The 14,123-nt window shown below is 60.3% G+C and carries 11 protein-coding genes; 4 read left to right on the top strand and 7 right to left on the bottom strand.

Annotated elements, in window-relative coordinates; all coding sequences use genetic code 11:
* Positions 1–7: 7 nt before the first annotated feature.
* The 7 genes from ccpN to EDD75_RS04750 form a co-directional block, all read right to left on the bottom strand.
* The gene (ccpN, locus tag EDD75_RS04780; protein ID WP_281277449.1) at positions 8–676 is read right to left on the bottom strand and encodes a transcriptional regulator CcpN; all 669 of its coding nucleotides are present in this window, start codon (positions 674–676) and stop codon (positions 8–10) included.
* Between the two features lie 136 nt (positions 677–812).
* A complete protein-coding gene (gene glyS / locus EDD75_RS04775; protein WP_123928854.1) occupies positions 813–2,885 on the bottom strand; it encodes a glycine--tRNA ligase subunit beta in 2,073 nt (690 codons plus the stop codon).
* The gene (gene glyQ, locus EDD75_RS04770; RefSeq protein WP_123928851.1) at positions 2,885–3,763 is read right to left on the bottom strand and encodes a glycine--tRNA ligase subunit alpha; all 879 of its coding nucleotides are present in this window, start codon (positions 3,761–3,763) and stop codon (positions 2,885–2,887) included. The genes glyS and glyQ overlap by 1 nt, the downstream gene beginning before the upstream one ends.
* 140 nt (positions 3,764–3,903) lie before the next feature.
* Entirely contained in the window at positions 3,904–4,647 is a 744-nt protein-coding gene (gene recO, locus EDD75_RS04765; protein ID WP_123928848.1) for a DNA repair protein RecO, read from the bottom strand.
* A gap of 11 nt (positions 4,648–4,658) precedes the next feature.
* Positions 4,659–5,438 carry a TIGR00282 family metallophosphoesterase gene (locus tag EDD75_RS04760; RefSeq protein ID WP_123930345.1) on the bottom strand — a complete coding sequence of 260 codons (780 nt, stop codon included), beginning with the start codon at positions 5,436–5,438 and terminating at the stop codon, positions 4,659–4,661.
* A 16-nt stretch (positions 5,439–5,454) separates the two neighbouring features.
* Entirely contained in the window at positions 5,455–6,993 is a 1,539-nt protein-coding gene (rny, locus tag EDD75_RS04755) for a ribonuclease Y (protein ID WP_123928846.1), read from the bottom strand.
* A 499-nt stretch (positions 6,994–7,492) separates the two neighbouring features.
* Positions 7,493–8,395, bottom strand: coding sequence for a methylenetetrahydrofolate reductase (locus tag EDD75_RS04750; protein WP_123928843.1), 903 nt, complete (start codon positions 8,393–8,395; stop codon positions 7,493–7,495).
* Between the two features lie 238 nt (positions 8,396–8,633).
* Here EDD75_RS04750 and EDD75_RS04745 point away from each other — a divergent pair, with 238 nt between their 5' ends.
* From EDD75_RS04745 to EDD75_RS04730, 4 genes are read left to right on the top strand one after another with little or no spacing between them, the layout of a single operon-like run.
* Positions 8,634–11,309 carry a molybdopterin-dependent oxidoreductase gene (locus tag EDD75_RS04745; protein ID WP_123928840.1) on the top strand — a complete coding sequence of 892 codons (2,676 nt, stop codon included), beginning with the start codon at positions 8,634–8,636 and terminating at the stop codon, positions 11,307–11,309.
* Positions 11,296–11,778 carry an NADH-quinone oxidoreductase subunit NuoE gene (nuoE, locus tag EDD75_RS11285; protein WP_123928837.1) on the top strand — a complete coding sequence of 161 codons (483 nt, stop codon included), beginning with the start codon at positions 11,296–11,298 and terminating at the stop codon, positions 11,776–11,778. The genes EDD75_RS04745 and nuoE overlap by 14 nt, the downstream gene beginning before the upstream one ends.
* The gene (nuoF, locus tag EDD75_RS04735; protein WP_123928834.1) at positions 11,779–13,434 is read left to right on the top strand and encodes an NADH-quinone oxidoreductase subunit NuoF; all 1,656 of its coding nucleotides are present in this window, start codon (positions 11,779–11,781) and stop codon (positions 13,432–13,434) included.
* Between the two features lie 44 nt (positions 13,435–13,478).
* Complete coding sequence (locus EDD75_RS04730) at positions 13,479–14,123, top strand: methylenetetrahydrofolate reductase C-terminal domain-containing protein (protein ID WP_123928831.1); 645 nt, start codon at positions 13,479–13,481, stop codon at positions 14,121–14,123.

The raw sequence follows: 14,123 nt of genomic DNA, 5'->3' as shown, positions 1-14,123 counted from the left end.
GGCTTCTCTACCGCCTTTCTCCTATTTCTACAAAGAGCCGGGCCACTGTTGTTTTGCTAAACCGGCCCACTACGCGCAGTTCGTTTTTGTTGTCGGCGACGGGCTCGACCACCGGAAGGGCGTCCACCTCGTGGAGCACCAATTTCCGGGCGGCTTCCCACGCGGGCTCCTCAGGTGAAGTGGTGATGATGTTCGGCATGCGGGTCATGATGACGCCTACCGGTAGGTTGCGGATGTCTCCGGTGCCGAAAGCTATTTTAAGAAGGTCCTTCCGCGAAACCACTCCCTCCAGGATTCCTCCTTCGCGGGCAACAAAGAGGGTACCTACGTCCTCCAGGAAAAGGGTGATGATCGCGTCGTGAATCGAGGTTGCTTCGCCAACTACCACCGGCCGGGACTGCAGTTCACCGACCTTGAAGCGGCGAATTTTGGCCGCTACTACTTCGTGCGGCGACTTGCCGCTGTAATAATAACCCACCCGCGGCCGTGCCTCAATGAGCCCCGCCATGGTAAGAATGGCGAGGTCGGAGCGTAGGGTGGCCCGGGTGAGCTTTAAACGGTCGGCAATCTGTTCGCTGGTTATCGGTCCTTCGGACTTTACAATTCCCAGGATGGTTTGCTGCCGCTGGGTCAGCTCCAGGAAGACCCCCCCTTTTCCTAAACAGCAAACCAGCAACACTGCGGGGTCAGCCCAAATATACGTGCCGGTCCGCCCTTTTATGACACATTAATTCTGTCCGAGACGGAAAAAACACACACTATTTCTAATACTCTGCCATACTGTTTTTTTCCTGCCGGCGGCCGGCACTTTCTTAGATAGAAATCTTTGCCAGGTCGGCTATCCCCCGAACGAGATCCGCTGCGGCGCGCAGCAAAGCGAGCCGGTTCTCCCGGAGCACGGGGTTTTCATCCATCACCAGCACGGCATCGAAAAAGATATCTACGGGTGGCCGCAGCGCGCAGAGCTCTTCAAGAGCGGAACGGTAATTATGGGTTGCGAGCTTGGGTTTGATCTTTTCCCGGAGGGCCTGGACCGCCGCGTAAAGCTCTCTTTCTGCCGGATCGGTGAAGTGGGCGGGATCAGGCTCGCGCGCGGGCGCCGTCCGGGATAGATTGGCCGCGCGCGTATAGGCCGTATAGAGATCGCCGAAGCGGCGGTCACGGCGGAACTCATGCAGGGCTGCCGCTCTAAGGTAGGCGGCGTAGAGGTCGTCTATGCCGGCAGCCAGGACCGCCTCGGTAACCTCGGGGGCGATGCCCCGCTCGCCAAAGATGCCGCGGAGTCGCTGTTTAAAGAAGTCGGCGAGTTCCGCGAAAACTTGAGCGGGTTCGTTTTTGAGCTTCCCGCCGTATTCCCGGTAGGCGAGGTCGACCATGGCGCGGAAGGAGAGGTGCAGCTTTCCCGCAATGATGATCTGGCAGATGCCGAGCGCCTGCCGCCGCAGGGCGTAGGGGTCCTGGGATCCGGTAGGGATAAGGCCGAGGCCGAAGCAGCCTACCAGGTTATCCAGCTTGTCCGCGATACTGAGGAGACGCCCGGCGGCGGTCTGCGGCAAGGAATCACCGGCGAAGCGCGGGAGGTACTGTTCGTAAAGCGCTACCGCTACCGCTTCGGGCTCGCCGTTTTTGCGGGCATATTCCTGCCCCATAACCCCCTGGAGCTCGGGGAACTCGTAAACCATGTTCGTGAGAAGGTCGGCCTTGGCAAGGTAAGCGGCCCGGAAGAGGGCGGCCCGGTCATCATGCCCGAGCCCGGCCGCACCGGCAAGGTGGGCAACCAGGGCGCAGAGCCGTTCCGTTTTGTCGTAGAGGGTGCCCAACTCCTCCTGGTAGACGACCTTTTTCAGCCCTTCGATCCGGTCGGCGAGCGGGGTGGCGAGGTCCTCGCGGTAGAAAAAAGCGGCGTCGGCGAGACGCGCTCGGAGCACCTGTTCGTTGCCGCGCCTGATAGTCGCCGTGTGTTCGGGCGCGCTGTTATGCACGGCGATGAAACGGGGGAGAAGACGCCCGTCCCGGTCACAGACGGGGAAGAAGCGCTGGTGCTCCCGCATTACCGTTACGAGCACTGCCCGCGGCAGTTCCAGATACTTTTCCGGGAAGGTGCCGCAGAAGGCGGTGGGGTGCTCCACCAGGTTGACGACCTCTTCGAGGAGTTCGGCGTCGGGCGGCACCACGCCTCCTTCGGCTGCGGCCAGCCGCTCTATCTGCTCGCTGATCAGCCGCTGCCGCACGGCGGAATCGACGATCACGCGGGCGGCTTCCATCCGCGTGAAATATTCAGCAGGATTGGCTATGCAGACCGGGCCGGCGCTTAAGAAACGGTGCCCCTGGGAGACGCGCCCGGACTCCAGACCGTCGAGGGAAAACGCCACCACCGTGTCGCCGTAAAGGGCCACCAGCCACCTGATTGGGCGCACGAAGCGGAGTTCCTTGTCGCCCCAGCGCATCGGTTTCTGGAAGCTGAGGCTCCTGATCAGGCGGGGGCATAGCTCCGCCAGGACTACTGTTGCTTCGCGTCCCGGTTTTTCCTTGACGGCGAAGAGGTACGCGGTCTTGCCGACCTGTCGCACCACGAGCTTTTCCACCGGAACACCCTGGCTGCGGGCGAAGCCGAGGGCGGCTTTCGTCGGCTGGCCGGAAGCGTCGTAGGCGGCGCTTAAAGGCGGGCCCTTGATTTCTTCCACCGCTGTTTCCTGTTTGCTGGCGACTTGCTCTACGAGAAGAACGAGGCGCCTGGGCGTGCCGTAGCTGCGGACGGGGCCGTGAGGCAGACGCGCCTCGTTCAGCAGAGAAACCGCTTTTTCCCGCAACTCGACCAGCGTGCCGGGCAGAAAGCGGGCCGGTATTTCTTCGGTGCCGATTTCGAGTAAAAAGTCCTGCACCATCAGGATTTCCCCCTCTTTAAAAGCGGGTAGCCCATGGCTTCCCGCTGGGTAAGGTAGGCTCGCGCGCAGGCCCTGGCCAGGGCGCGGATCCGGTGGATGAACGCGGTACGTTCGGTCACGCTGATCGCCCCCCGCGCGTCGAGCAGGTTGAAGGTGTGGGAACACTTCAGCACGTAATCGTAAGCCGGAAGCACGAGTTGCGCCTCCAGAACGCGCCGCGCTTCTTTTTCAAAGGCTTCAAAGCTGGCGAAGAGAAAGTCGGTATCCGCGACCTCGAAGTTGTACCGGGAGTGCTCCACCTCGCCCCGGTGGTGGATGTCGCCATAGGTGATTCCGTCGGTCCAGACGATGTCGAAGACGCTCTCCACACCTTGCAGGAAGATGGCGATGCGTTCGAGCCCGTACGTTATCTCTGCCGAAACGGGGTGGAGGTCGTAGCCGCCGCACTGCTGGAAATAGGTGAACTGCGTTATCTCCATCCCGTCAAGCCACACCTCCCAGCCAAGTCCCCAGGCACCGAGGGTAGGTGATTCCCAGTTGTCTTCGACGAAGCGGATGTCGTGCTGCAGCGGGTCTATGCCTAAAGAGCGGAGGCTGGCGAGGTAAACCTCGATCACGTCGTCGGGCGAAGGTTTGAGGATCACTTGGTATTGATAGTAGTGCTGGAGACGGTTGGGATTTTCCCCGTACCGGCCGTCGGTTGGCCGCCGTGAAGGCTCAACGTAGGCGACCCGCCACGGTTCGGGGCCGAGGACTCGGAAGAAGGTAGCCGGGTTCATTGTCCCCGCCCCTTTTTCAATATCGTAGGGCTGCTGGATGACACAGCCCTGCTTTGCCCAGAAGTGGTCAAGCGTTAAGATGAGCTCCTGAAAATTCACGCCCTGTCCCCCTCAAAGATAAAAGCCCCCGCTTCGGGTGCAGCGGCGGGCAACTTCTGCGTCTGGCAAAAACCTTAGCAAAGAGAGGCCTAAAAGTCAAGCCTTTGCAAAAAAACGCTGCTTTTGCCGGCAGCGGTGTCTTAACTGCCGAGCCGGTCGAGAAAAGAGAGCGCCTGTGGCCGGTAACCGAGGTGGAAAGCCACCGTTTCCGCGAGGATGGCGTAGAGCTCCCGTTCGATGACCGGCGCCACTTTCACGGTGAGAACTTGTTCGAAAGGGCCGGCGGCGAGGTGGCGCAGGGCTTTAAGTGTTCCGGGACCGACTTCGATGGTGGGACCTTCTCCTTTGCAGGACGGACAGAGCACGCCGCCGGTTTGGGGGCTAAAGGCGATTCTTTCTCCGGGCGGAAGGGTTTGCCGGCACAACGTGCAGACCCCGAGCTCGGGCCCGAAGCCCGTCAGGATCAGGAGGCGGAGTTCAAAGGCACGGGTGAGGAGCGCGGCCCCGGCCTTCCCTAAAAGACGCAGGGAGCGTAGAAAAATGTCGTAAAGCTTAGGGTTGGGCGCTTCTTCGCCGGTGAAGGCATCCACCAACTCGGCGAGGTAGGCGGCGACGCCGAAGAGCGCCAGATCCTGCTCGATGGCGGGGAAACGCTCTAAGAGCTCTACCTGATCGATGCGGTGTACCTCTTGCCCGCGGACCAAGTAAAAACGCGACCGGCAAAAAGGCTGGACGGCACCGCGCTTCCGGCTGGTGGGCCGGGCGCTTCCGTAACTTACCGCCCGGAGCTTACCGTACTCGCGGGAGAAAAAAGTAATGATCCGGTCTGCCTCTTTGTGCGGGCGGGATTTGAGGACGACCGCTTCGGCTTGGAAGAATTTCATCTCCGGACTTTTTATCTTTCGAATTCCTGAACCCGTTCGATGGATAGCGCCTTTCCGGTAGCCGGGTCGAGCGTCACCAAGCAGGCATTGAACTGGTAAGGGCCGCTTGCCACCTCGAAGCGCTTCGGCAGCTGAGTGAGGTATTTAGAAATGATGGCCTCCTTGCGTACACCGATGACGCCGTCCCGCGGCCCGGTCATGCCGACGTCCGTAATGTAGGCGGTTCCGCCGGGAAGGATGCGTTCGTCTGCCGTCTGGACGTGGGTATGGGTGCCGAAAAGGGCGGTCACCCTGCCGTCGAGAAACCAGCCGAGCGCAATCTTCTCCGACGTGGCTTCGGCATGAAAATCAACGATGATTATCGGTGTCGCCGCTGCCAGAGCGGCGGTAATCTCCTCAGCCTTCCGGAAGGGGCAGTCGAGATCGGGCATAAAGGCCCGGCCGCAAAGGTTGACCAGCCCGACTTTATGGTTGCCGACCGTAAATACCCGGTAGCCTGCGCCGGGCGCGCCGGGAGGATAGTTGGCGGGACGAACAAGCCGCGTTTCCTCGTCAATGTAGCTGTAGCTTTCTTTTTTATCCCAGATGTGGTTTCCGCCCGTGAGGAAATCCACCCCGTAGCTGAAAATCTCGTCGGCTGTCTCGCGCGTGATACCGTTGCCGCCGGCCAGGTTTTCGGCGTTGGCGATCACGAGGTCGATTTGCCGGGCCTCGCGGAGGGCGGGCAGGAACTCTTTTACCGCCCGCCGCCCGGGACGGCCGACCACATCGCCGATCATCAGGACTTTCATTTCCGGTACCGGTGGCTTATTTTGCATAGTCTACCGCTCTCGTCTCGCGAATTATAACTACCTTGACCTGACCCGGGTACTCAAGCTCGCCTTCGATCTTTTTCGCGACGTCCCGGGCCAGCCGAACCATCGCTGCATCGTCGACCCGCTCCGGCTTCACCGCCACCCGGATCTCGCGCCCGGCCTGCACGGCGTAGGCCTTCTCTACGCCCGGGAAGGAGTTGGCGATCTCCTCAAGCTTGGTGAGGCGCTTGATGTAAGCCTCCAGCGTCTCCCGGCGTGCGCCGGGGCGGGCGGCCGAAATGGCATCGGCGGCCTGAACAATCATCGCTTCGAGGGTTTGCGGTTCCTCGTCCCCGTGGTGGGCGGCAATGGCGTGGAGAACCTCGGGATCCTCACCGTACTTCCGTGCCAGTTCCACGCCGATCGCGACGTGGGGACCTTCCATTTCCCGGTCCACCGCTTTGCCGATGTCGTGGAGCAAACCAGCCCGCTTGGCAAGCTGGACGTTGGCGCCGAGTTCTGCCGCCATAAAGCCGGCTAAGTAGGTGACCTCGAGCGAGTGGCGGAGGACGTTTTGACCGTAGCTGGTCCGGAATTTCAGGCGTCCGAGAAGCCTGATAAGTTCTTCGTGGAGCCCCGGAATTCCCGCCTCAAAGGCGGCCTGCTCACCGGCTTCCCATATCTGGCGTTCCACTTCCTTCTGTGCTTTTTCAACCATTTCTTCGATCCGGGAGGGATGGATGCGCCCGTCAGCGATCAGCCTTTCGAGGGCGATACGGGCAATTTCCCGCCTTACCGGGTCGAAACTCGAAAGGATCACGGCCTCCGGTGTATCGTCAATGATCAGGTCCACGCCGGTAAGGTTTTCGAAGGCCCTGATGTTACGCCCCTCACGGCCGATGATCCGCCCCTTCATCTCGTCGCTGGGCAGGGGGATGACGGATACTGTTGTTTCGTTTACCTGATCCACGGCAGTGCGCTGGATTGCCAAGGCGATGATCTCTTTCGCGCGGCGCTCTCCTTCCTCCTTGGCTTTCGCTTCGACCTCCCGGATGATGCGGGCCGCTTCTTGCTGGGCCTCCTTTTCCACCTCCGCCAGAAGCAGTTGCCGGGCCTCCTCGGTTGTCAGACCCGAAATCCGCTCGAGTTCGGCAACCTGCGCTGCGTGAAGCTTTTCTAGTTCGTTTTTGAGACTGGTGATTTCGGCTTCCTTTTGGCTTAGCCTTTCCTCCCGCTTTTGAACCGCCTCGAATTTCGCCTCGAGTGCCTCTGTCTTTTGGACGAGGCGTTTTTCCAGCCGCTGGAGTTCCTGACGCCGCTCCCGGTTTTCCCGTTCCGTTTCGTTTTTCAGTTTAAGGATTTCTTCTTTGGCTTCCAGGACCGCTTCCCGCTTCTTGCTCTCTGCCTCTTTGGCTGCCGCTTCTAAGATCTGGCGGGCGCGCTCTTCCGCCGCGGTAACCTTGGCCTCAGAGACGTAGCGACGGACGAAATAACCGCCAGCGAAGGCGATAGCGGTCCCGGCCGCAAATATGACCCACACCGCATCCGGCAAAGACTTCACCCCCGTTATTAATAAATAAAAAGCCGAGTCTAACCTCGGCAGAAAAAGAAGCGTGCACCTCTTGCGGGGACTCGCGGCTCACTCTAGGGCGAAGGCGCTATTATTGATTATAAGGAAGAATCCACCCCTTAACAGAGGAACTTTTCCGGAAAGCGTCTATCTTAACAGCCATCACGGCAGAGCCGCTACAGCCTGTTTAAACTGCCTTTCAAGCGGTACACGCGTTCTATTTTCTCCCAGGTTTATTGTATTGTATCGGTTTCCATCGGGCGGTGTCAAGTCTTTCGGGCCGAGCGGACCGGTGCGGTAATGGTGAGGGCCGCCGGGCGGGCTGCTATCGGCCGGTAACTTGCAGGCGCAGGGGAAAGAGCCATCCGCTTAGAGGAACTCCGGTACCGCTGATTTGGCCTGGGGTGCGGTCAGGAGCGGACTGTTGGCGGGGCGGGCCGCTTGTCCGGGACGAAGGCCCTGGCGGTTGCAGGGCTCAATCTTACCGCGCTAGGCCCGCCTGCGACGCCGGGAGATACTCGCGGCGCTTGTAGCCGATGTTGTTTAAGAGTTGCGTGACCCACTCGGGCCTGTTCAGGGTATAAAGGTGCACCCCGTCCACGTCATTAGCGATGAGGTCTGCGACCTGGGCCGTAGCGTATTCGATGCCGGCTTTCTCCAGGCTTACCGGGTCGTCCGCGTACCGGTCAAGCAGGCCGAGCACCTTCGCCGGGACGGAGGCACCGCAGAGGCTGACGATGCGTTTTAGCAGCCCCGCATTGAGAACCGGCAGGATGCCGGCGGTAACGGGGCAGAAGATGCCCATCCGGCGGATGCTCTCTAAGAAATGATAGAAAACGCGGTTATCGAAAAAGAGCTGGGTAACCAGGAATTCCGCCCCCGCGTCCACCTTTTCCTTCAGGTGGCGCCAGTCGAGATCGATCCGGGGCGATTCGATATGTCCTTCCGGGTAGGCGGCGGCGGCGATACCGAAAACGCCTTTGCTGCGGAGGTGGCGGATAAGGTCCACCGCGTAGGCGAAATCGCCGGCGGTGTAGACGTTTGCTGTTTCCCGTGGCGGGTCGCCCCGAAGGGCGAGGATGTTTTCAACGCCGGCAGCGTGCAGCCGGGCTAAGACTTCGTCGACCTCCTTTACGGTGTGCCCTACACCGGTCAGGTGGGACATCACGGTGAAGCCGAAGCCGCTGAGGAGGGAGGCGATTTCAACCGTTGTATCGCGGGTGGTGCCGCCTGCCCCGTAAGTGACGCTGATAAACGCCGGCCCCAATTTCCGAAAGTCGGCTGCGAGCCGCGAGACGATATCCGCCCGGTCTTCGGTCCGCGGGGGGAAGATTTCAAAAGAGATCACGGGCTTGTACGCAGCGTAGATTTTGCTGATCCGCACGGTTTTTGCACTCCCGCCCTTTCTTTATGCGCCTTGCTTCTTAAGGCGATTTTTAACTATTCTCTCCTCGTAGTGGCAATCCTTAAACAACACGACGTTTAAACCTTTGTATACGACACTCCATCCCTCTTACCTTCCATTCGGCCGGAAAATATTGACCCTTAAAATGCCGGGTGGTAAATTACGTTACACCTGGGCACTGCAAATTTTTAGGAAACCGTAAAAGGGGAATCCGGAGTTGCAGTCGATAACCGTTACCCTCAACGGACGCGAAGTACAGGGCCGGCCGGGGATGACCATTCTCGAACTTGCCGAGCAGGAAGGTATCCGTATCCCGACGCTTTGTTACGAACGCCACCTTACCGCGCCGGGGGCAGCCTGCCCTTCCATTGGCGCCTGTCGCATCTGCATTGTGGAAAATGAGCAGACGGGGGCCCTCATGACGGCCTGCACTACCTTTATCACCCCGGGCATGGCGATCAGCACCCATTCGCCCCGGGTGATCGAGCGGCGCCGGACCATTATCGAACTGATGTTAGCGAGCCATCCCGATGCCTGCCTGGTTTGCGACAAAGGGAATCGGTGTCAGCTGCGGCAGATTGCGGCGGAGTTAGGGGTGGACTTAATCGGCCTGCAGCGGATTCCGCAAACTGCCCTTTTAAAGGATGCGAACCCTTTTATTAAGAGGGACCTGAGTAAATGTATCCTTTGCGCCAAGTGTATCCGGGCGTGTCAGGAGTTGGTTGTGGAAGGAGCGATCGACTACTTCCGGCGCGGGTTTGCGGCGAAACCGGCAACTTTCGGCGAAGGGCCGCTCGAGGCGTCGGAATGCACCTTCTGCGGGACCTGCGTTGCGCTGTGCCCGACCGGAGCGCTGGTCGAAGCGGAGCCGGATTACAGGGGGAGCGTGGCTACCACCGTCCGGACCACTTGCCCTTACTGCGGTTGCGGGTGCAGCCTCTATTTAGAGGTAAAGGACGGGCGGCTGGTCCGTGCCGTGCCCGACCGGGACGACCCGGTTACCAGAGGGACGCTCTGTGTCCGGGGAAGCTTCGGTTACGATTTTGTCCACAGTCCGGAACGGCTGACTAAGCCCTTGGTCAACGTAAACGGCTCGTTTGAGCCTGTTTCCTGGGAGAGGGCGATTGCGGTTGTTGCGGCGGCGTTTGGGGGGATAAAGGAAAGATACGGCAGCGACAGCCTCGCCGTTTACGGCTCGGCCAGGTGCACCAACGAGGAAAACTACCTGCTGCAGCGCTTTGCGCGTACTGTTCTTGGCACCAACAATATCGATAACGGCAGCCGCCTTTATGGGGGGGCGCCGGAAGCCTACGGTCTTGCTGCCCCCACCGGTGCGCTCCGGCATATTGAGGAAGCGGATCTCATTCTGGTAGTGGGCGCTGATCCCACAACGTCCGCGCCTCTTGCCGGCTACGCGGTGAAAAGGGCCGTGCGGTGCCGGGAGGCCAAGCTTATCGTGGTTGATCCCCGGGAGACGCGGCTCGTCTTCTTTGCGGAGTGCTGGCTGCGGCCCCGGCCCGGAACCGATGCCGCGTTGCTAAGCGCTCTCGCCAAGGTGCTGATCGAAGAGGGCCTCGTGGATTTGGAAGCGGTTGAAAAGACGGGTACGGGCTTCGCTGCGTTCAAAGACTTCCTTGCCGCCCTTGATTTGCGCCGGGTGGAAGAGGTCACGGGTGTTTCGGCGACGGTAATCCGCCAAGCGGCGGAGCTATATGCCAGGGCCCAGCATCCGGTAATCCTTTACGGCAACGGGCTTAACCAGCAGGTTGGAGGGACCGAGGCCGTGCGGGCGCTTGGTAACCTGGCGCAGCTTGCGGGCGGCCGGGCTGCTGTTTACGCCCTGCAGCGCGACGCTAACGCGCGGGGTGCCTGCGATATGGGAACCCTTCCCGATTTCTTGCCCGGCTTCCTCCCGGTGGCCGACCAGCAGGTGCGGCGGAGCTTCCGGGATTACTGGGGTCGCCTGCCCGCCACTCCGGGACGCACCGTGGTTGAGATGCTGCGGGGGGCAAAGGAAGGCCAAATCAAAGGAATGTACATCGTTGGCGAAAACCTGCTGGGCGGCTTCCCCGACGCGGCGTTCATCCGCGAAGCGCTCGGATGTCTTGATTTTCTGGTGGTTCAGGACCTCTTTCTCACCGAAACGGCTAAGTTGGCGAAGGTGGTGCTGCCGGCGGCCGCCTTTGCGGAGAAGGAAGGAACCTTCACGAGCTTCGACGGGCGGGTTAACTGGTTGCGGCAGGCGGTTGCGCCGCCGGGAGAGAGCCTCCCCGACTGGGAGATTATCCTGCGCCTGGCCGCGGCGATGGGTTGCCCGCTGCCTTATAAGGATTTGCGGGGGGTCAGGGAAGAGATAGCGCAGCTCGTGCCGGCTTACAGAGGGCTTGGCTTTGCGGAAGCGGAAGCGGTTGGCGAGGTGGCGGCGACAGGGGAAGGCGCACCGGCACCGGTTTACCGGAAACAGCCGGAAGTGACACCGCATTTTGGGCCGGTGCAGGAGCCGCAACTACCGGATAACGATCCGGCCTATCCCTTCACCCTTCTCGTAGGCAGCACCCTCTTCCATTTTGGCACCGGCGCGCGCAGCGCACGGGCGAGGCGGCTCAGAAAGTTTTACCGGGAAGCGGCTGTTTTCATCGGGGAAACCGACGCGGCGCGGCTTGGCCTCCACGGCGGAGAGGAGGTGCGGCTTGTCGCTGCTGCGGGCGAGGCGGTGGCAACTGCTAAAATCAGCGCTACGCTGCCGGAAGGAGTGCTTTTCGCCCCGTTTTCGCCGGTGCAGGATACCGTAGGGCGATTATTCCTTCTGGAGTTCGACCCGGAGCGAAAAACGCCCTTTACTAAAATGGTTAAGGTGAGAGTGGAAAGGATCGGTGGCGATGAGAGAAGTTGATCGGTCGCCAGGTGTTAATCTAGAAAGGATCAAGGAAATCGTTGCCGAGTGCAAGGTTGAAAGGTGGGCCTTGATCCCGGTGGTTCAGCGCATCCAGAACGAGTTCGGTTACGTTCCTCCCGAAGCGATTCCTATTGTAGCGAAGAGCATGAAGCTCTTCCCTAGCCAGGTTCAGGGCGTCATCTCTTTTTACGCCCAGTTTTATACCAAGCCGCGCGGCAGGCAGGTGATCAGGGTGTGCCGGGGTACCGCCTGCCACGTGCGCGGGGCCGAAACCCTGTTAAAAATGCTTGAAGAGCGGCTTGGCATCCAAGAAGGCGAAACCACGCCGGACATGGAGTATACCCTGGAAACGGTGGCCTGTATCGGCGTGTGCACTCTGGCGCCTAACGTCGTCGTGAATGATGCGGTCCACGGTTATATGGATCCTGAGAAGCTGGCGAAACTGCTCACGAAGGGTGAAGGGTAAATGGGGGAGGCTTACACCGTTTTTGTCTGCGCGGAGACGCCTTGCCTCTCGATGGGTTCTGAGGATGTCTACCGCGCCTTTGAGGCGGAGGTCAAACGCCAGGGGCTGAGCAACGTAGCCGTGGAGATCAGCGGGTGCCACGGGCACGGGTTGTGTAACCACGGGCCGAGCGTCGTTGTTGAGCCAGAAGGGATTTTTTACCTGGGGGTGCGGCCCGAGGATGTGCCGGAAATAGTCAGCGCCCACCTCCGTGACGGCCGGCCGGTAGAGCGGCTCCTTTACCGGGACCCTAAGAGCGGCCGCCTCATTGCCCGCTACCATGATGTCGACTTTTACCGGAAGCAGTGCCGGGTCATCCTGCGTAACTGCGGCCGGATTAACCCGGAAAAGATCGACCATTATATCGCTGCCGGCGGTTACCGGGCGCTGGCGAAGGCGCTTCTCAAAATGACGCCGGAGCAGGTGATCGAAGAGATCAAGCGTTCCGGGTTGCGGGGGCGGGGCGGGGCCGGGTTCCCCACCGGGCGGAAGTGGGAGTTTGCCCGTAACGTATGCAGCCCGGAGAAATTCATTATCTGTAACGCTGACGAGGGCGATCCGGGGGCCTTCATGGACCGTTCCGTGTTGGAGGCCGACCCGCACGCGGTGATTGAAGGGCTTACCATCGGCGGTTACGCTATTGGTGCCACCACCGGTTTTATTTACGTTCGCGCCGAGTATCCGTTGGCGGTAAAGCGTTTGCGGATTGCCCTTGACCAGGCGCGGGCGAAAGGTTTCTTAGGGAAGAACATCCTCGGCTCCGGTTTTACTTTCGACATCTATCTGAAGGAAGGCGCGGGGGCCTTTGTCTGCGGTGAGGAAACGGCGCTCATCGCTTCGATTGAAAGCCAGCGGGGCATGCCCCGCCCGCGTCCCCCTTATCCGGCCCAGGCCGGCCTGGCCGGGAAACCTACCACCATCAATAACGTGAAGACTCTCGCTTCGGTTCCTATTATTATCGACCGCGGCGCCGCGTGGTTCGCGGGAATCGGCAGCGAGAAAAGCAAAGGAACGACCGTGCTTGCCTTGAGCGGTAAAATCGTTAACGCGGGTCTGGTGGAGGTTCCGATGGGCACGTCTCTTTCCACCATCATTTACGATATCGGGGGGGGTATTCCGGACGGTAAGCGCCTGAAGGCGGTACAGACGGGTGGCCCGTCCGGTGGCTGCATCCCCGCGCGGATTCCCGATACCCCGGTCGATTTTGAGAGCCTGGCCATGGTCGGTTCGATTATGGGTTCTGGGGGCATGGTGGTGATGGACGAAGAAACCTGTATGGTCGAGGTGGCCCGGTACTTCCTGAGCTTCACCCAGGCAGAGTCGTGCGGCAAGTGTGTGCCGTGCCGCCTCGGAACCAAGCAGATGCTGGAGATACTTACCAGAATCACGGAAGGTAAGGGGCAAGAAGGCGACGTAGAAACGCTTCTCAAGATAGCGCGGACGGTCAAGGAAACCTCTCTTTGCGGTTTAGGGCAGACCTGTCCTAACCCAGTGCTTTCTACGATCCACTACTTCAGGGATGAGTACGAAGCGCACATAAAAGAGAAAAGGTGTCCTGCCAGCAACTGGGAGCGCCTGCCGCTCAAATCCCGGCGGGGCGTCAGAGCGCCGCGATAACCGGACAGGAGCCGAAAGGCGATAATCTTTAGGGGGATGTGGAGATGAAGTCGATCACCAAACAGAAGCCTTTCGAGGAGATCGAGCGTAGTCTGAGAAGGTTTGATGCGGTCTTCATTGCCGGGTGCGGTACCTGCGCCACCATGACTGCAACCGGTGGGATCGAGCAGGTAGCGGCGATGCAGGAGCGCCTTGAAGCGATCGATAAAGTGGTGACCGGGTCGACGGTCATCCCGACTGCCTGCGACGAAATGACGGCCGTGCTGCTGAAAGAGAACGAGCGGGCCATCCGGAAAGCGGGCTGCATCCTGGTGATGGCCTGCGCGCTCGGTGTCCACCGGCTAAGCCTTTATACCAACAAACCGGTTCTCCCGGCTCTCGATACCCTCTTTATTGGTGTAGAAGAGAAACCCGGCCAGTTCCGGGAGGTCTGCGCCCAGTGCGGCCAGTGTGTGCTGGGGGAAACGGCCGGCATCTGTCCTCTCACCGCCTGCCACAAAGGTCTCCTTAACGGCCCCTGCGGCGGAACCAATAACGGCAAGTGCGAGGTGGATAAGGAGAAGGACTGCGCCTGGACCCTTATCTACCGGCGTCTTAAACTTCAAGGACGGCTGGACCTCATGCGCCAGTACCACCCGCCGAAGAATTACCAGGTGGTACCGCGTCCGAAGAGCATAAAACTCGGATAG

This window comes from Thermodesulfitimonas autotrophica, from assembly GCF_003815015.1.
Lineage (GTDB): Bacteria > Bacillota > Desulfotomaculia > Desulfotomaculales > Ammonificaceae > Thermodesulfitimonas > Thermodesulfitimonas autotrophica.
The sequence above is the reverse complement of the archived record's forward strand: the minus strand, read 5'-3'. Positions and strand labels throughout refer to the sequence as shown.